Below are 17,198 nucleotides of genomic sequence, written 5' to 3'. Positions count from 1 at the left end.
GTGCTGCCCCGGCACCTCAAGCTGACGTCCCCCGCGCAGTTCACGCGGGTGATCCGCGGAGGGACCCGGGCCGGAACCAAGACACTGGTCGCCCACCTGGGCGACCCCGAGACCGGGCCCCGGATCGCCACCCACGGCGGTCCGCGGTTCGGTCTCGTCGTGTCTAAGGCCGTCGGCGACGCCGTCACCCGCCACCGAACCTCGCGCCGGCTGCGCCACATCTGCCGGCGCCTCGCCGAGGACGGCACCGTCGCCCCCGGCGAGGGTGTGGTCGTCCGCGCGCTGCCGGCCGCCGGCACGGCGGACTCGCAGCGTCTGGAACGCGACCTGCGCAAGGCGATCGGCAAGGCGCGCGGGCGCGGGCGTCGGCAAGCGGAAGGCACCCACGGTGCCTAGTGCTGCCACGCGGGCCGTGGCGGCGTCGATACGCTTCTACCAAAAGTACATCTCACCCCTTAAAATGGTGGCGACCTGCCGTTTTCAGCCCAGCTGCAGCGCCTACGCCCTCGAGGCGGTCCAGACCCACGGAGCGGTCAAAGGCACGGCACTCGCGCTCGCCCGGCTGGCCAAGTGCGGCCCCTGGCACCCCGGCGGCATCGACCCGGTCCCACCTCCGACCCCCAAGGAGCCCTGAACCTTCGTGCTCAACTTCATCTACTGGCCGATCTCCGCGGTCCTGTGGTTCTGGCACAAGATCTTCGCCTTCCCCTTCGGCGCGGATTCCGCCGTCTCGTGGATCCTCGCGATCATCTTCCTGACCTTCACGCTGCGCATCCTGCTGTTCAAGCCGATGCTCAACCAGATGCGCTCGAGCCTGAAGATGCAGAAGGTGGCCCCGAAGATGCAGGCCATCCGCGAGAAGTACAAGAACGACCAGCAGAAGATGATGGAGGAGACCCGCAAGGTCCAGAAGGAGATGGGGGTCAACCCCGTCGCCGGCTGCCTGCCGGTCCTGGCCCAGATGCCGGTGTTCATCGGCCTGTTCCACGTGCTGCGCTCCTTCAACCGCACCGGTGACCAGGCCGGCGGGCTGGGGCTGAGCCCCGAGGAGAACGCCAACATCCCGAACTACATCTTCGGGGTCGACGAGGTGCAGTCCTTCCTGGGTGCGAAGCTCTTCGGTGTGCCGCTCTCCGCGTACATCTCGATGCCGCAGGAGATGTACGCCGCCTTCCCGGACTCCGAGTCGCTGTCGCGCGGGATGATCATCGCCGTCGCCGCGCCGCTGATCGTCATCATCGTGCTGGCCACGCACTTCAACGCACGCCAGTCCGTCGAGCGCATGAACCGCCGCCGCGAGTCCGGCAAGACCGCCGCGCCGAGCAACGACATGGCCGCGATGCAGACCCAGATGATGTCCAAGATGATGATGTGGGTCATGCCGGGCACCATCCTGTTCACCGGCTTCATCTGGCACATCGGCCTGCTGTTCTACATGGTGGCCAACAACATCTGGACCTTCTTCCAGCAGCGCTACATCTTCGCCAAGGTCGACGCCGAGGAGGAGGCCGAGGAGGCCGCCGCCCTGGAGGCCAAGCGCGCCACCGCCCCGAAGGTCGGCCAGAAGCCGAAGCGCAACAAGGGCAAGGGTGCGGCCAAGGCGAACACCGTCGGCGGTGCCACCGCCACCAAGACCGACCCCGCCAACGCCGGTAACGCGGGCGCGGCCAGCAAGCCGCAGCCCGGCCAGAAGCCGCAGAACGACAAGGGCGGCAAGAAGAAGAACAAGAACAAGGGCAAGAAGGGCGGCAAGCGGTGAGCCAGTCCCCCGAGACCGCCGGGAGCGCCCAGGGTGCCGCCGCGGACAACGGCTCCGACGCCGGCGCCCTGACCGGCGACCTGGCACGGGCGGCCGCCGGCGTCTTCGGCGACCGCCTCGACCTGGCTCGCGAGTACCACCGGATGCTGGCGACCACCGGCTCCGAGCGCGGCTTCATCGGCCCGCGCGAGGTCCCGCGCCTGTGGTCGCGCCACATCCTCAACTGCGCCGTGGCCGGCGAGGCCATCGAGTCCGGCGCGCGCGTGACCGACGTCGGCTCCGGCGCCGGCCTGCCCGGCATCCCGCTGGCCATCGCCCGGCCCGACCTGAAGATCGTGCTGCTCGAGCCGCTGCTGAAGCGCTCCAACTTCCTTCACGACGTCGTGCGTGAGCTCTCCCTGGACAACGTCACCGTCGCGCGCGGGCGCGCCGAGGAGAAGAACATCCGCCGGGCGCTCCCGGCCGCCGACGTGGTCACCTCCCGCGCCGTGGCCCCGCTGGGCAAGCTGACCCGCTGGTCGCTGCCCCTGGCCAAGCGCGGCGGCGCGATGGTCGCCATGAAGGGCGCCAGCGTGGCCGAGGAGCTCGAGCGCGACGCCCGCGAGATCGCCGCCGCCGGCGGAACGGACGCGGAGATACTCACCGTCGGCGAGGGTGTCCTCGACGAGCCCACGACGCTGATCCGCATCGTCCGCGGCGCCGACCGCGTGCGCTGACGCCGCGGCGCGCAGGCGCCCGCCCCGGCTCCCGGCAGGCCCGCCCGGTGTCCCCCGCCCGCCCTGCCGGGTACCACCCACCCGCCCGTGAGCGGCGGGCGCGGAGTCACCTCTCGGGCACCCGGCACGAGCGGATAGAGTGGGGTGGGTAATCCGCGGCCGGCGCCGGTGCGGGGGCATCCCCCTCCGGCGTCCGCCGCGGCGCGATCGCAGCGAGACGGAAAGGGGCAGATGCACCAGCATGGCCGATGAGCACAGCGCGCCCGAGGCCGCCATCCCGGAGCGCGCCCGCCTGGAGCGCCCGGAGCGCCCCCGGCTGATCACCGTGGCCAACCAGAAGGGCGGGGTGGGCAAGACCACCTCCGCGGTCAACCTGGCCGCCGGCCTGGCCAGCTGCGGGATGAAGGTCTTGGTCATCGACCTCGACCCCCAGGGCAACGCCTCCACCGCGCTCGGCGTCGAGCACCGCGCCGGGACCACTTCCAGCTACGAGCTGCTCATCGGGCAGGCCACCGCGCAGGAGGCCGTCCAGGTCAGCCCGCACCACCCGAACCTGCACTGCATCCCCGCCACCATCGACCTGGCCGGCGCGGAGATCGAGCTGGTCTCGATGGTGCGCCGCGAGTACCGCCTCTACGACCAGCTCAAGGGCGGCGTCCTCGGCGAGCGCGAGTACGACTACGTCTTCATCGACTGCCCGCCGTCGCTGGGGCTTCTGACCATCAACGCGATGACCTTCGTCGAGGAGGTCCTCATCCCCATCCAGTGCGAGTACTACGCGCTCGAGGGGGTCGGCCAGCTGCTCAACAACATCTCCATGATCCGCGAGCACCTCAACCCGATGCTGCACATCTCGGCGATCCTGCTGACGATGTACGACGCGCGCACCAAGCTCGCCGAGCAGGTGGCCGCCGAGGTCCGCGAACACTTCGGTGACGTCACCATGCGCACCGTCATCCCGCGCTCCGTGCGCGTCTCCGAGGCCCCCGGCTACGGCATGCCGGTGCTCGCCTACGACCCGTCCTCGCGCGGCGGGATGGCGTACGCGGCGGCGGCCGAGGAGTTCGCCAAGCGCGGTGACTACACCCCCGGCGAGGGCACGGGCCCGATCGGCGTCAGCCCGGCGACCGCCGAACAGCTGAAAGGTAGCGAGGAATGACGAAGGCGCAACCGAACCGCCGCGGGGGCCTGGGCCGTGGCCTGGCCGCCCTCATCCCCACCGGCGCGGAGAAGCCGCACCTTTCCGACGCCGCGGCCGACGCCGTGCTGGGCCGCTCCCGCCCGGCGCGTGACCCCCGCGACCCGGACCTGCGGGACGCGGATCCGCGTGACCCCCGCGACCCCCGGGACCCCGACCCGCGTGACGCCGCGACGGGCTCCGAGACCGACGCCCCCGACGCCGCGGGCGAGTCCGCCGAGAACGGCAAGAACGGCAAGGGCGCGGGCAAGGCCAAGAAGAAGGCCGCCAAGGACAAGGCCGCCAAGCCCGGCAAGGCCGGGAACGACCGCGCCCCGCACGCCCCGCACGTGACCCCCGGACCGGCCACCCCGGGCCTGGACCGCCTGATCGCCGAGGCCGGCGACCGCGACCCCGCCCCGACCACCCGGGACGTCGGCGCGACCTACCAGGAGATCCCGGTCGGCGAGATCTACCCGAACGAGCGCCAGCCGCGCCAGGTCTTCGACGAGGACGACCTCTCCGAGCTGGTCCACTCCATCCGCGAGTTTGGCCTCCTGCAGCCCATCGTCGTGCGCCCGGCCGACCACGGCTTTGAGATCATCATGGGCGAGCGCCGCTGGCGCGCCGCCGGCAAGGCCGGGCTCGGCCGCATCCCGGCGATCGTGCGGGAGTCCGACGACTCGACGATGCTGCGCGACGCGCTGCTGGAGAACATCCACCGCGTCCAGCTCAACCCGCTCGAGGAGGGCGCGGCCTACCAGCAGCTGCTCGAGGAGTTCGACGTCACCCAGGAGGAGCTGGCCCGCCGCCTGGGCCGCTCGCGCCCGACGGTCACCAACACCATCCGGCTGCTCTCGCTGCCGGTGCCGGTTCAGCGCAAGGTCGCCGCGGGTGTGCTCACCGCCGGCCACGCCCGGGCCCTGATGGGCCTGAAGACCGGCGCCGAGGCCCAGGAGGCCCTCGCCGAGCGCGTCGTCGCCGAGGGGATGTCGGTGCGGGCCACCGAGGAGGCCGTCACCCTGCTCAACCGGGGCGACCAGCCCAAGAAGCGCGCCGCACGCTCCCAGGTCGAGCAGCCCGAGGCGATGACGCACGCCGCCGAGCGGCTCGCCGACGCCTTCGACACCCGCGTGACCGTCACCATGGGCAAGCGCAAGGGCAAGATGGTCATCGAGTTCGGCGACGAGGCCGACTTCGAGCGGATCATGGCGTTGATCGAGAAGCGCTGAGGCGATGATCCCCCGGCTGGCCCCCGTCGCGCAGGAGACGCTGACCTCGGTGCACCCGCAGGCCGCGCGCAGCGTGTTCTGGGAGCTCGGGGACCTCGACGCCGGTGACCCGCTGCTCGAGAAGGAGGCGTGGCTGACCACGGTCCTGCTGACCTTCGGCACCTGCGGGTTCAACCTCGACGCCGGCTCCGGCCTGCGCGGCAGGGCCCGCGCCACCGTGCTCTTCTGTCCGCCGGCCGACGCCGCCGGCTGCACGCGCATGCCCAGCGGACCCGTCAGCGCCGACGCGCTGGTGCTGACCAGCCTCTTCGTCGACCCCGACCTCACCGTCGGTGCCAGCCACGTGCTCGTCGACGCCGCGCTGGCCGAGCTGACCGCGCGCCGCACCCGGGTCGTGGAGGCCTTCGGCTACCGCGACGGCGTGGAGTGCTCCACCCTGCCCGGCTCGCTCGTCGGCCTGGTGGCCGACCCGCAGGCCGTGGGCCTGCTGCCGGCCGAACTGCTCGCCGCGACCGGCTTCGAGGTCGTCGCCGAGCACCCCGTCTTCCCCCGCTTCCGCCTCGAGCTGCCGCCGCCCAACGGGCTGCTCTCCGCCGCCGAGGCCGAGGAACTCCTCGCCCCGGCCTAGCACTCCGACCTAGCGCCCACGGCGCCCAACGGTGCCGCCTAGCGCCCGCGGCGCGCGCAGCGCGCCGCACACGCACAGGAGCCACGCCCGTGCGCGCACGGGGTGCGACGGGACGTCGGCAATTGAAGAAGGTGCCTAGCTGCTGCGCTTCTCGTCGCGGAGCAGCTCCGCGAAGCGGTAGGTGCCCGTGCGCTGGGTGTCGTTGTCCAGCAGGTAGAGGCGCTTGACGGCCACCACGACGGCCTCGGCGATCGCGTCGCGCTTGGCCGGGTCGGTGATGATGGCGACGTCGCCCGGGTTGGTCAGGTAGCCGGCGACGACCTCGACGGTGGGCATCCGCGTCAGGCGCAGCACCTCCCAGGTGCGGCCGTGGTTGCCGCAGTTGGTCAGCTGCGTGCGCGCGACGATCTCGCGCTGGATGTAGCCGGAGAGCGTCTCGCCGGTCAGCGAGTTCGCGCCGATCTCCGAGCCGAAGTAGAAGGTGGCCACGCCGGCGGCCTTCTCGTTGGGGTAGCTGTCGCAGGCCAGCGAGATCATCAGGTCCGCGTCCATCGCGTTGGCCATGTCCGCGCGCGCCTTGGCCGGCGGGTCGTCCTGGCGGGTGCGCGAGAGCGTGGCCTCCATGCCGGCCCTGGTCATCCGGTCGCGGATGCGCTCGGCGAGGTCCCAGAGGATCTCCTCCTCGGTGATCCGCCCGTAGCGGCCGTCGACGGTCTGGCCCTGGCGGCCGTTGCCCAGCGCCGGGTCGATGACCACGCGCTTGCCGGCGAGCCGCGGCCCGGCCTGGCGGACGTGCTCGCGCTCGCGGATCGCCTGGGCGGAGCCGCCCGTGATGCGCCGGCCGAGCAGACTGAGCGCGCGGGCGGTCTCGGGGCCGAACTCGCCGTCGGCGTCGATGCCGGAGTTGAGCTGGTAGGTGCGCAGCGCGCGGACCGTGTCCGGGCCGAAGTGGCCGTCGATGCGGTCGGAGTAGAAACCGAGTTCCTGCAGCTGCTTCTGCAGCTGGGCGACGTCGTCGCCGAGCACCGGTTCGGAGTCGTCGAAGCGCAGCACGCGTTCGCCCAGCGTGTAGGAGGCGCCGCGCAGCTCGCGCAGCGTGATCTCGTCGATGTTGCCCGTGGGCATGATGCCGCGGGTCTGCTGGAAGGCCTTGATCTGCTGGGCGAGGTCCTTGTCGAAGTAGGTGTCCTCGTCGGAGTACTGGCGTGAGGACGCCGAGGTGTCCGGAATGTCACCGGCGTACCCGCTCAGCAGGCCCAGTCGGGCCAGCGTCATCCTCGCCTCGGCCACACGGGGGCTACGGTCGCCGACTCGGAGAACGTCGGTCACGGCACTCCTTTCCAGACGTCGCACGTCTGTTACCCGGGCGTCGGGGCGCCCGGTCATCGGGCGCGGTCGGCCCGCCTTCCAGGCGCCGGGGCGCCTGTCTTAAAGATTAGCAGCTACAGAATCTTTTCCACGCGCCGGAGGATCTCGCCGGCCGGGCGGGCCCCGGTGAACTCGTCGACCTGCTTGCCGCCCGAGTAGATGACCACCGTGGGGATCGACAGGACCTGGAACATGGCCGCCAGGCCACGCTCCGAGTCGACGTCGACGGAGACGACGCGGGCGCGCTCGCCGAGCTTGTCGGCGACCTTCTCGAGCTCCGGGCGCAGCGCCTTGCACGGCCCGCACCACTCGGCCCAGAAGTCCACGAGCACCGGCACGTCCGACTCGACGACCTCCTCGCGGAAGGTCGCCTGGGTGACCGGGGTGACCGCGGCGCTCACGCCTCAGCCTCCGCCCCGAGACCCAGGGTCTCGATGTAGGCCTGCGCGTCGAGCGCGGCGCGGCAGCCGGAGCCTGCCGCGGTGACGGCCTGCTGGTAGTGGTCGTCGACCAGGTCGCCGGCGGCGAAGACACCGGGCACCGAGGTGCGCGTCGAGGGCTCCTCGACCTTGACGTAGCCGGCCGGGTTCAGCTCGACCTGGCCGTCGAGGAACTTCGAACGCGGGTCGTGGCCGATGGCGACGAACAGCGCGGTGGCGTCCAGCTCGCTCTTCTCGCCGGTGACGGTGTCGGTCAGCTCGAGGCCGGAGACCTTGCCGTCGGCCTCGTGGATCGCCGAGACGGTCTTGTTGACCAGGAAGTCGATCTTGTCGTTCCGGCGGGCGCGCTCGAGCATGATCGGCGAGGCGCGGAACTCCTCGCGGCGGTGGATCACGGTGACGGACTCGCCGAAGCGGGTGAGGAAGTTGGCCTCCTCCATCGCCGAGTCGCCGCCGCCGACCACGGCGATCTTGTGGCCCTTGAAGAAGAAGCCGTCGCAGGTCGCGCAGGTGGACACGCCGCGGCCGGAGAGCTCCTCCTCGCCGGGGACGCCCAGGTGACGCGGGGCCGCACCGGTGGCCAGGATGACCGCGCGGGCGCGGACCTCCTCGTCGCCGACGTGCAGCACCTTCTCCTCACCGTCGAGCTCGACGGAGTCGACGAGCTCCTGGCGCAGGTCGGCGCCGAAGCGCTCGGCCTGGCTGCGCATGGTCATCATCAGGTCGGGGCCCATGATGCCGTTCTCGAACCCGGGGTAGTTCTCCACCTCGGTGGTGTTCATCAGCGAGCCGCCGAACTCGAAGCCCTCGAAGACCACCGGTTTCAGCTCCGCGCGCGCGGCGTAGAGCGCGGCGGTGTACCCGGCGGGGCCGGAACCGATGATCGCGAGGTCGTGAACGGTCATTGATGTCTCCTTGATGGACGCGTCTGTGCCGAGGAGCCATCCTACCGTGCGCCCCTGGAAGCCCGTGGTTGACGACGTCGCGCGCGTGCCGCAGCTGCGCTGCGGCACCGTGGGCGGGCGCCGGAGGCGCCCGCCGGCGCCCGCGCCTCAGGCGACGAGCTGGCCCGGGCGCGCGGCCGTGGAGTCGTCGCGGGCCAGCGCCGGGTCGAGCACCTCGCGCAGGCGCTCGCGGGCCCGCCAGGCCCGCGACTTAACGGTGCCCGGGGCGACGCCCAGCAACGCGGCGGCGTCCGCGACGCTGTAGCCCGCGGCGTCGACAAGCACGACGGCGGCGGCCTGGCCGGGTGTCACCTCATTGAGCGCGCGGCGCACGGCCATGCGCAGCTCGGCGCGGTGCATCGGGTCGTGGCGCATGCCCAGGCGGCGGTGCGCGTCCTCGTCGAGCACGGGTGTCTCGACGCGGTTGCGGGCACGCCCGATGTGGTCGAGCGCGGAGTTGGTCACGAGCCGGTGCAGCCAGGTGCTCAGGCGGGCCTCGGCGCGGAAGCCGTCCAACCCCTGGCTGGCGCGAAGGTAGGCGTCCTGCAGGATGTCCTGGACGTCCTCCTCGCGGCGGGCGTAGCGCCGCGCGACGGCCTGCATGCGGCGGTGGTGTCGGTTGAGTATCTCGGCGAAGGCCCCCTTCTCGCCGGTGCGGTACGAGCGCACGAGTTGCACGTCGGTGTGCTGGTCCATGTGTGATTCCCCCCGAAATGTTTGTTACGCGGACAGTAAACCGCGTGCCGGCCGCCCGCGCCCGGCGGGCCCGCCCAGTGCGGTGGTCACGGCTCCGGGCGCCCCGGGCACGGCGAAGGCCCACGCACGGCGAAGGCCCGGCCCCCGTCGGGGAGCCGGGCCTGTTCGCGGTGCGGGCGGGGCCGCGGTGCGGGCGAGCGCGCGCACTAGCTGCGCTGACCGACCACGCGGACCTCGCTGACGGTGACGTCGCCGTCGAACCAGATGCGCACCCCGGCGCTCGGGGCGGCCTCGGCCAGCTCGATGACGTTGCGCCCGGCGCGCAGCTCGCCGGCGGCCAGCTGCTCGCCGGCCCCCTCCCGCGCGGCGTCGGAACCCTCGGACCCCGAGCCCTCGGCGCCGTCGCCGGAGCCGGAGTCGGAGCCGTCGACGTCCTCGGCGACCTGCTCGACGCGGTAACCGACGGTCGCGTCGCCCTGGGTGACCACGACGGTCTGCACCGGCACGGCCGCCTGGAGGGTCAGCTCCAGGCCCTCGCCGCGGTCCAGCGTGACGGAGGTCGAGGTGTCGCCGTCGACGGCGGCGTGGGCGTTCTCGCCGTCGGGCAGGGTCTCGGCGGACTCGAGGGACTGCACCAGCGGCAGCGGGTCCGGGCCCTGGGTCTGGGAGGTGCCCGGGCGGCTGACGGGGGCGTCGCCCTCGCCGTCGCCGAGCACGCCCGCCAGGTAGGTCGCGGCCACGGCGATGCCCACCACGGCGCCGAAGACGAGCATGGCCAGCACACCGGTGCCCTTGCGCGTCAGGCCGCGCTCGCCGAAGCCGGGGCGCTGCTCGACGGTCGGGGCCTCGTCGGTGTGGACCTCGAGCTCGGCCGGTTCTTCGTCGGTCTCGCCGAGGCCGGCGCGGCGCAGGCGCTCACCGAGCTCGATCGGGTCGGTCTCTCCCTCGTGGGCGGCCTGCAGGACGCCGACGACGTCCTCGGGCGCGCTGTCGGTGTCGACGAGCAGGCCGAGCGCGCTGGCCACCGCCGAGGTGTCCTCCTCGCGGGAGGCGTCGGCGAGCACCGCCGGGAAGGCCAGCACGGCCTGGCCGGAGGTGTTGATGCGGATGCGTGACCAGTTGTCCAGGCCCAGCGGGGTGCCGGCCTCGTGGGCGCGGCCGACGGCGTCGGCCAGCGGGCTGAGCGCGTAGGCGGCGGCGCGCGGGTCGGCGCCGCCCTCCTCGGCGACGGTCTTCAGCGGCGAGCCCTCCACCCAGTCGGCGACGACCAGGCAGCCGTTGCGGTAGGCGGAGACCTTCACGTTCGGTGCGATCGACGGGTGGTTCAGCCCGGCGAGCTTGCGGGTGCGGCGGGTGACCTCGGCGGCGGCGCCCGCGGCGGCGGCCGGGGTGGCCGGCGCCAGCGGCGACATGCCGGAGGTGTCCACGAAGACGAGCGCGACGCGCCGGCCCGTGGCCCGCTCCTTGGCCTCCCAGAAGCGCGCGCCGGTGGCCGAGCCGTGCTCGGCGAGCAGGCGGTAGCGGCCGGTGTCCACGGAGGCGCCGGGCACCAGGCGCGGCCCGCGGACCACGCCCGCGGACATCGGCGGCGGCACCGGGGTGGCGGCGAAGGAGTCGGAGACCAGGTACTGCTCGGAGATCTCGCGCACGGTCGGCTCGCCGACCTCGAGGCCGCGCTCCTCGTCGACGCGCACCAGGCGGCGCAGGCCCGGCACGCGCTGGACCAGGGCGCCCAGGTTCTGCACTTCGGGCAGCTTGGAGAAGCTGAGCACGATGCCGGTGGCGGCGAGGAAGATGACGCCGACGACGCCGAGGCGCAGCAACTGGCCGATGCTGCCGAGCGCGGCGAGCACCGGGCCGGCCGCCACGTCGATGAGCCAGCCGGTCAGAAGCGCCGCGGCCACGCCGACGAGCGAGGAGGCCAGCGCCCACACGGAGGTGCGCAGCACGGAGCCGGTGCCCAGCGGCCCGAGCTTGCGGCGCAGCAGGAACCAGCCGATGAAGGCGCCGGCGATGAAGCCGAACCCGTTGGCCGCGCCGAGGAGGATGACCACGCGGTGCGGCGAGGAGGCGACCATCGGCGCGCCCACGGAGAGCACGACCTTGGTGGCGGTGATGCCGGCGATGATCCACGTCGGCGTCCAGGCCTCCTCGCGCGCGTAGAAGACGCGCAGGTGCAGCAGCACGGTGGCGTAGGGGATCAGCGTGAAGGCGGAGAAGCTCAGGGTCAGGCCGAGCAGCTCGGAGGCCTCGCGCTCGAAGGCGCCGTAGTGGAACAGCGCGATGCCGATGTCGCGGCCGAAGGCGGTGAAGAAGAGGACGACCGGGATCAGGGCGATGAAGGTCAGCTTCGTCGCCAGCGTCAGGTCGCGGACCACGCCCTTGTCGTCGCCGTCGGCGGCGTTGCGCGACAGCCTCGGCATCAGGGCGGTCAGCAGGGTCACGCCGATGATGCCGTAGGGCACCTGCAGCAAAAGCCAGTGCTGCTGGTAGATGTTCGGCGCGGCGGCCGAGGAGGCCGAGGCGATGTTGGTCGTGATCACCCAGCCGGCCTGGGAGATGGCCACGTAGACGATGATGGCCATGGCCATCCCGCCGAAGGCCTTGAGCCGCTCGTCGATGCCCCACAGGGGGTGCAGGTCGACCCCGGCGCGCTTGAGCGGCGGGATGAGGATGAGCATCTGCACCACCACGCCGGCGGTGGTGCCCAGGCCCAGCAGCAGCACGTGCGGGTCCGTGATCGGGCTCGGGGCGTTCGGGTCCAGCCCGCCGGGCAGGAAGCGGTAGAGCAGCAGCACCGTGATGGACACGACGTTGTTGGCCACCGGGGCCCACGCGCCGGGCCGGAAGACGCCCTTGGTGTTGAGCACAGCCATGAACAGGGAGAACAGCCCGTAGAAGAGGATCTGCGGGAGCACCAGGAAGGCGAAGGACGTCGACTGGGTGACGTTGACCTCGCCGTCGCTGCCCAGGGTCAGCCGCGTCAGCAGCGGCGCCCCGACAACGGCGAGGACGGTGACCACCCCCAGCAGGGAGAACGCCAGGGTGAACAGGCGGCGCACGAAGGCGCTGCCGTGGTCGGCGTCCTCCTTCTCGGCGCGCACGAGCACGGGCACCACCAGCGAGGTCAGCACCGCGCCGAGGACGATCTCGGTGATCAGGTTCGGCAGCGTGTTGGCCGTGTTGAACGCCGAGGAGATCGCCGGGCCCAGCGAGGCGCCGATGAGCACGTTGCGCAGGAACCCGGTGATGCGCGAGAAGAGCGTGGCGATGGCCATCGAACCGGTCGAGCGCACGACGTCGGCGTCGGAGGTGCCCTCCTGGCCGTCGTCGGAGCCGGAACCGGACGCGCCGCTGCCGGACGCGCCGGTGTCGCCCGGGCCCCGCTCCCCCGCCGTGGCGTCGGCCTCGGCGACGGGGCTGCCCGGCGCGGCGGTCAGCCGCGAGCGGTCCTCGGTCGGCTCGTCCGGGGTCTCCGAGGCGGCGGCCGCCGCGGGTCTCGGCTCCGGCACGGGGGCGGGCGGGGCGGCGGCGCGGAAGCGGCCGCGCAGCCCGGGTCCGTTGGGACTGTCAGAGGGGTTCACAAAACCCCATTGTGTCCGCCGGGGGACCCGAACGGAAACTGCCACGCGCCCGGATTATCGCCCGGAGCGCTTTAATTTCCGACGTCGCGCCTGCGCGCCCGTGGCGCGCACCCGGCGGCGGTGGCGCCGCCCGGCGCGGAAGAGGGCGGCCAGTGCCAGGCCGCCGACCAGTGTCACCCCGGCGACGGTGGCGCCGATCAGGCGTGCGCGGGTCTGGACGGTGATGTCGACGCGGTTGGAGATCGCCGCGCCGTCCGGGGTGGCGAGCCACAGCTCGAGGTCGGTGCGCCGGTCGTTGTCCGGGATGTCCGCGGTCATCGACACCGTCAGGGAGCCGCGGGCGGGGATGCGCACCTCGTCGGGGGTGTTGAGGGTGGCGTCGCCCTCGGCGACGTAGTCGATGCGGGTGCGCGTGGGCAGCGGCAGGCCGTTGCGGGCGACGATGATCAGCGGCGAGGACTCCGAGGAGCGGGTGTAGACGTTGCCCGGAGGCATCAGCTCCACCGAGGAGCGCAGGTCCTGCAGCATCACCCGGTTGCCGCCGAGGCGTTCAGCGGTCGCCTCGACGGCGTCGTCGAAGTCGGCGACGGAGCGGCGCTCCGCCACCGTGAGCGCGGTGAGGATGTCGCGGCGCAGCGGGGCGGTGAAGCCGTAGCGTGTCAGGGCGATCGAGGGGTCGTTGGCCATGATGCGCGTCAGGTCGTCGGTGTAGGTCGCCTGCTGGGTCGCGCGCAGCACCTCGGCGTCGGAGTAGACGCCCGGGTCGGTGAACGGTGGGCCGAAGCCCTCGCCTGTGTCGGCACCGGCGGCCGCGGCGGCCTCGGAGGCGGCGGCGAGGTCCGCGCCGGTGGCGCGGTCGACGGTGAGGTAGTCGGCGAGGGTGACCGTACCGCCGGCGGCGGCCACCGCGGCGTCGATAATCGCGCCCGCCGCATCGCCGTCGGCGTGGCCGGGGACGGTGACCAGCACGGGGTCCTCGCCGCGCAGGGCGAGGTCGACGGCGCCGGCGGCGGTGGTCTCGCGGGCCACGGGCGAGTCGAGGCGGTAGTCCATGCGGGTGTCCGGGTTGGCGTAGCCGGCGGTGACGGGCTGCTCGCCGACGCCGGCCAGGGTCGCCGTCAGCGAGCTCTGGTGGGTCACCGCGCGGATGCCGGGGGCCAGCTCGGCGAAGTGGCCGGCGCGCGGGGCGGACCAGACGGTGTTGTCGGCGACGAGCACGGAGACGGTCTGGTCGGGCGGGTCGGGCAGCCCGGAGCCGGCGGCCGGCAGGCCGGGGTCGTCGAGGGTGGAGCGCCCGGGGGCGTCCGACTTCGGGGCGTCCGAGGCCTCCCAGGCCGGCTCGATGGCCGCCGCGGAGCCCTCGGCGGTGTCCGCCCAGGCCAGGGCGGGTGCGGTGGTCGGCTCGACGTAGCCGGCGCCGGGCAGCACGACGTCCTCGAGCGGTTCGGCGCCGAGCACGGAGTGCAGGGTGTCCGGGCCGCGCTGGAGGGCCTCGCGCATCAGCCAGGGGTCCCCGGTGCGCGCCACGGCGTCGAGGTCGGTGTCGGCCCAGGGCATCGCGACGGTGCAGCCCTGCGCGAGCGCGCGCAGGCGCTCGAGGAAGGCGGCGGCGTCGTCCGCGCCGCGGCCGGGCTCGCCGGTGGAGTCGTCGTCGAGCGACCAGGAGTCGCGCAGGCGGCGCTGTTGGGTGGCCTGGGAGCGGCGGGTCTCGGCGACGGTGTAGCCGTGGGTCATGCGCTCGGCGGCGTCGACGAGCGCGGGGTCGACGGCCAGGCAGAGACCGTCGCCGAGGGCCCCGCGGCGAGCCTCGACGGCGCTGAGCAGGCCGTCGAGGCGCCCGCCGGGTGCCATGGCCTCGGCCAGGGACTCGTCGCGCAGGATCAGCGGCGCGGTCTGCGGGGCCTCGCCGGTCTCGCCGGGGACGGTGTCCACCTGGGCGGTGACGCGGACCAGGACGGTGGCGGGCGCGCGCTCGTCGTCAATCTCTTCTCCGCCGGCGGCGTCGCCGACGGCGACGAGCATGCGCTCGCTGGTCACCTCCTCGCCCGCGCGCACCTCGACGGCGACGGGGTAGACCCCGGAGGCGGTGCCGGGCAGGGTCACGGTGACCTCGCGGGTCTCGCCGGGGCCCAGGTCGGCGGCCGGTTCGGCCGGCCCGGCGGGCGAGTAGGCGGAGCGGTCCTGGACCAGCGCGGTGCGCGCCTCGGCGACGTCGCCGACGGCGCCCGCGCGCAACGGGGTGAGGCTGACGGGGCCGAGCTCGTGGTCGGTGGCGTTGCGCAGCTGCACGGTGATCTCGGAGTCCGCGCCGGCGGCCACGGCGCGCGGGGCGGAGACGGTGTCGACGAAGAGGTCGGTCTCGCGCTCGTCGGCACGCGCCGCCGGGTTGACCCACGCCTCGCGCGACTCCTCGGCGGACGGGGACAGCGGGAAGCCCTGCCCGGCGGCCGGCGCGGCGAAGGTCGCGGCCAGGGGCAGCGCGACCAGGGCCGGGACGGCGAGTGCGGCCAGGCGCCTCATCGCGGCGTGTACCTCTCCTCCTTGAGCGCCAGCTCGGGCAGGAGGTCATGGGCGCGGCGGGCGAGCTTGCGCTCGTCGGCGTAGGCCAGGCGCTCGATGAGGCGGTCGGCGGGCACCCAGGTCACCTCGGTGACCTCGGGGTCCTCGTCGTTGAGGTAGCCGTCGACGAAGCGCAGCAGGTGGTGGTGGACGGTCTTGTGGATGCGCACGCCCTCGGAGACGAACCAGTAGTCGATCACGCCGAGGTCCGCGAAGACCTCGCCGTGGATGCCGGTCTCCTCCCAGACCTCGCGCTCGGCGGTCTCGTGCGGGCCCTCGCCGGGCTCGACGTGGCCCTTGGGCATCGACCACAGCAGGCGCCCGCGGCGGTCGAGCCGGCCGATCAGGGCGACGTAGATGCGCGAGAGGTCGACCTCGCCGTCGTGGACGGCCTCGCGCAGACCGGACACGACGAGGCCGCCGGCGGAGGTCTCGTCGCGCGTGGGCATCGGGGGGCGCTGCGGTTGGCGCCGCCGCCGCTTGTCCGACTGCTGGGGCCGCGGCCGACGCCGGCGCCGGCGCCGACGCCCGCCGTGGCGCTGGTCGTCGTTGGTACTCATCATCTGTAGATCGTATCCTGCAGGGGTGACTTCCCAGGACTCACCCGCCGCCAATCCCCTGCCCGCCGGTTCGGCGGCGATGCTCGCCCGCGCGGAGGCGACGGTTCTGGGGCTGAAGGACGTGCTCGGGCCGCTGGTGGCGGACTTCGCCGCCCGCGGCGAGTCGCTCTACCTCGTCGGCGGGCCCGTGCGCGACGCGCTGCTCGGCCGGCTCGGCCACGACCTGGACTTCACCACCTCGGCACGTCCCGAGGTCATCCAGGAGATCCTCGCCGCGCACTCCTCGGCCGTGTGGGACACCGGCATCGAGTTCGGCACCGTCTCCGCGCAGGTCGCCCACCAGCAGGTGGAGATCACCACCTTCCGCGCCGACACCTACGACGGCGTCAGCCGCAACCCCGAGGTGCGCTTCGGCGACAGCCTCGACGCCGACCTCGTGCGCCGCGACTTCACCGTCAACGCCATGGCCGTGGAGTTGCTTGACGACGCCGCGTCGGGTTTCTCCTGCCGGTTCCATGACCCGTTGGGCGGGTTCCAGGCGCTGGTGGACGGCGTGCTGGACACCCCGGACGCCCCCGAGCGCTCCTTCGACGACGACCCGCTGCGCATGCTGCGCGCGGCGCGCTTCGTCTCCCAGCTGGAGTTCCGGGTCGCCGACCGCGTGGTCGAGGCGATGACGCAGATGGCCGACCAGATCAAGCGCATCACCGTCGAACGCGTGCGCGCCGAGCTGGACAAGCTCATGGCGGGCCGCGCGCCCTGGCTGGGCTGGGACCTGCTGGTGGCCACGGGGCTGGCGGACCTGGTGCTGCCCGAGGTGCCGGGGCTGCGCATGACCCCGGACGAGCACCTGCAGCACAAGGACGTCTACGCCCACTCCATGACGGTGCTGCGCCAGGCGATGGACCAGGAGGAGGACGGCCCGGACCTGGTGCTGCGCTGGGCGGCGCTGCTGCACGACTGCGGCAAGCCCGCCACGCGGGCGGCCAAGCCGGGCGGCGGGGTCAGCTTCCACCACCACGAGGTGGTGGGCGCGAAGCTGGTGCGCCGGCGCATGCGCGCGCTGAAGTACTCCAAGCAGATGGTCTCCGACGTCAGCCAGCTGGTCTACCTGCACATGCGCTTCCACGGCTTCGCCGACGGCGAGTGGACGGACTCGGCGGTGCGCCGCTACGTCACCGACGCCGGGCTCCTCCTGCCCCGCCTGCACAAGCTGGTGCGCTCCGACTGCACCACCCGCAACCGTCGGAAAGCGGCGCGTCTGCAGGCCAACTACGATCGGCTGCAGGACCGGATCGAGGAGATCCGTCAGCGCGAGGACCTGGCCAAGGTGCGCCCGGACCTCGACGGCAACGAGATCATGAGCGTGCTGGGGATCGGCCCGGGCCCGCAGGTGGGCAAGGCGTGGTCCTTCCTCAAGGAGCTGCGGCTCGAGGAGGGCCCGCTGGAGCACGACGACGCTGTGGCCCGCCTGAAGGACTGGTGGGCCGGCCGGGACGACGCCTCGGGCGCCGACGACTGAGCGAGCGAAGGGA

The 17,198-nt window shown here is 73.1% G+C and carries 14 protein-coding genes and 1 pseudogene; 8 read left to right on the top strand and 7 right to left on the bottom strand.

From position 1 onward, the window contains the following. The 7 genes from rnpA (at window position 1) to QQA02_RS06935 (ending at window position 5,512) form a co-directional block, all read left to right on the top strand. A complete protein-coding gene (rnpA, locus tag QQA02_RS06965) occupies window positions 1-396 on the top strand; it encodes a ribonuclease P protein component (protein ID WP_284773741.1) in 396 nt (131 codons plus the stop codon). Beyond that, window positions 389-634: a membrane protein insertion efficiency factor YidD gene (yidD, locus tag QQA02_RS06960; RefSeq protein WP_284773740.1), complete on the top strand. Its 246-nt coding sequence runs from the start codon at window positions 389-391 to the stop codon at window positions 632-634. Before rnpA ends, yidD begins: the two co-directional genes overlap by 8 nt. A gap of 6 nt (window positions 635-640) precedes the next feature. After that, window positions 641-1,759 carry a membrane protein insertase YidC gene (yidC, locus tag QQA02_RS06955; protein WP_284773739.1) on the top strand — a complete coding sequence of 373 codons (1,119 nt, stop codon included), beginning with the start codon at window positions 641-643 and terminating at the stop codon, window positions 1,757-1,759. 68 nt (window positions 1,760-1,827) lie between these two features. After that, window positions 1,828-2,475, top strand: a complete 648-nt coding sequence (gene rsmG / locus QQA02_RS06950) for a 16S rRNA (guanine(527)-N(7))-methyltransferase RsmG (protein ID WP_336620405.1) — start codon at window positions 1,828-1,830, stop codon at window positions 2,473-2,475. A 241-nt stretch (window positions 2,476-2,716) separates the two neighbouring features. Beyond that, window positions 2,717-3,634, top strand: coding sequence for a ParA family protein (locus tag QQA02_RS06945; RefSeq protein WP_284773738.1), 918 nt, complete (start codon window positions 2,717-2,719; stop codon window positions 3,632-3,634). After that, complete coding sequence (locus tag QQA02_RS06940; RefSeq protein WP_284773737.1) at window positions 3,631-4,884, top strand: ParB/RepB/Spo0J family partition protein; 1,254 nt, start codon at window positions 3,631-3,633, stop codon at window positions 4,882-4,884. Before QQA02_RS06945 ends, QQA02_RS06940 begins: the two co-directional genes overlap by 4 nt. Before the next feature lie 4 nt (window positions 4,885-4,888). Further along, window positions 4,889-5,512 (top strand): hypothetical protein, encoded by a 624-nt coding sequence (locus QQA02_RS06935; RefSeq protein WP_284773736.1) that lies wholly within the window; start codon window positions 4,889-4,891, stop codon window positions 5,510-5,512. Between the two features lie 135 nt (window positions 5,513-5,647). Here QQA02_RS06935 and QQA02_RS06930 read toward each other — a convergent pair whose 3' ends face one another. From QQA02_RS06930 to QQA02_RS06900, 7 genes and pseudogenes are all read right to left on the bottom strand, one after another. Further along, the gene (locus QQA02_RS06930; protein WP_284773735.1) at window positions 5,648-6,841 is read right to left on the bottom strand and encodes an N-acetylmuramoyl-L-alanine amidase; all 1,194 of its coding nucleotides are present in this window, start codon (window positions 6,839-6,841) and stop codon (window positions 5,648-5,650) included. A 113-nt stretch (window positions 6,842-6,954) separates the two neighbouring features. Then, complete coding sequence (gene trxA / locus QQA02_RS06925) at window positions 6,955-7,281, bottom strand: thioredoxin (protein ID WP_284773734.1); 327 nt, start codon at window positions 7,279-7,281, stop codon at window positions 6,955-6,957. After that, entirely contained in the window at window positions 7,278-8,225 is a 948-nt protein-coding gene (gene trxB, locus QQA02_RS06920) for a thioredoxin-disulfide reductase (RefSeq protein WP_284773733.1), read from the bottom strand. The genes trxA and trxB overlap by 4 nt, the downstream gene beginning before the upstream one ends. A gap of 147 nt (window positions 8,226-8,372) precedes the next feature. Beyond that, window positions 8,373-8,960, bottom strand: coding sequence for a sigma-70 family RNA polymerase sigma factor (locus QQA02_RS06915; RefSeq protein ID WP_284775831.1), 588 nt, complete (start codon window positions 8,958-8,960; stop codon window positions 8,373-8,375). Between the two features lie 206 nt (window positions 8,961-9,166). After that, a complete protein-coding gene (gene murJ, locus QQA02_RS06910) occupies window positions 9,167-12,544 on the bottom strand; it encodes a murein biosynthesis integral membrane protein MurJ (protein ID WP_284863812.1) in 3,378 nt (1,125 codons plus the stop codon). A 54-nt stretch (window positions 12,545-12,598) separates the two neighbouring features. Then, complete coding sequence (locus QQA02_RS06905) at window positions 12,599-15,064, bottom strand: hypothetical protein (RefSeq protein WP_284863810.1); 2,466 nt, start codon at window positions 15,062-15,064, stop codon at window positions 12,599-12,601. Then, a pseudogene (locus QQA02_RS06900) lies at window positions 15,061-15,549 on the bottom strand (NUDIX hydrolase); the annotation flags it as partial. The pseudogene QQA02_RS06900 and the gene QQA02_RS06905, both read right to left, overlap by 4 nt. A 193-nt stretch (window positions 15,550-15,742) precedes the next feature. Between QQA02_RS06900 and QQA02_RS06895 the strand changes: the two are divergent. After that, a complete protein-coding gene (locus QQA02_RS06895) occupies window positions 15,743-17,185 on the top strand; it encodes a CCA tRNA nucleotidyltransferase (RefSeq protein ID WP_284775880.1) in 1,443 nt (480 codons plus the stop codon). The last annotated feature ends 13 nt before the right edge of the window (window positions 17,186-17,198 follow it).

Source organism: Corynebacterium sp. MSK006, from assembly GCF_030232385.1.
Taxonomy (GTDB): domain Bacteria; phylum Actinomycetota; class Actinomycetes; order Mycobacteriales; family Mycobacteriaceae; genus Corynebacterium; species Corynebacterium frankenforstense_A.
The sequence above is the reverse complement of the archived record's forward strand: the minus strand, read 5'-3'. Positions and strand labels throughout refer to the sequence as shown.

Excerpts from the sequence above, each read along its gene's own strand:
- QQA02_RS06945 (WP_284773738.1), top strand. The coding sequence starts at position 2,717 with ATGGCCGATGAGCACAGCGCGCCCGAGGCCGCCATCCCGGAGCGCGCC.
- QQA02_RS06940 (WP_284773737.1), top strand. The coding sequence starts at position 3,631 with ATGACGAAGGCGCAACCGAACCGCCGCGGGGGCCTGGGCCGTGGCCTG.
- QQA02_RS06935 (WP_284773736.1), top strand. The coding sequence starts at position 4,889 with ATGATCCCCCGGCTGGCCCCCGTCGCGCAGGAGACGCTGACCTCGGTG.
- trxB (WP_284773733.1), bottom strand. The coding sequence starts at position 8,225 with ATGACCGTTCACGACCTCGCGATCATCGGTTCCGGCCCCGCCGGGTAC.
- QQA02_RS06915 (WP_284775831.1), bottom strand. The coding sequence starts at position 8,960 with ATGGACCAGCACACCGACGTGCAACTCGTGCGCTCGTACCGCACCGGC.
- QQA02_RS06905 (WP_284863810.1), bottom strand. The coding sequence starts at position 15,064 with ATGAGGCGCCTGGCCGCACTCGCCGTCCCGGCCCTGGTCGCGCTGCCC.
- QQA02_RS06895 (WP_284775880.1), top strand. The coding sequence starts at position 15,743 with ATGCTCGCCCGCGCGGAGGCGACGGTTCTGGGGCTGAAGGACGTGCTC.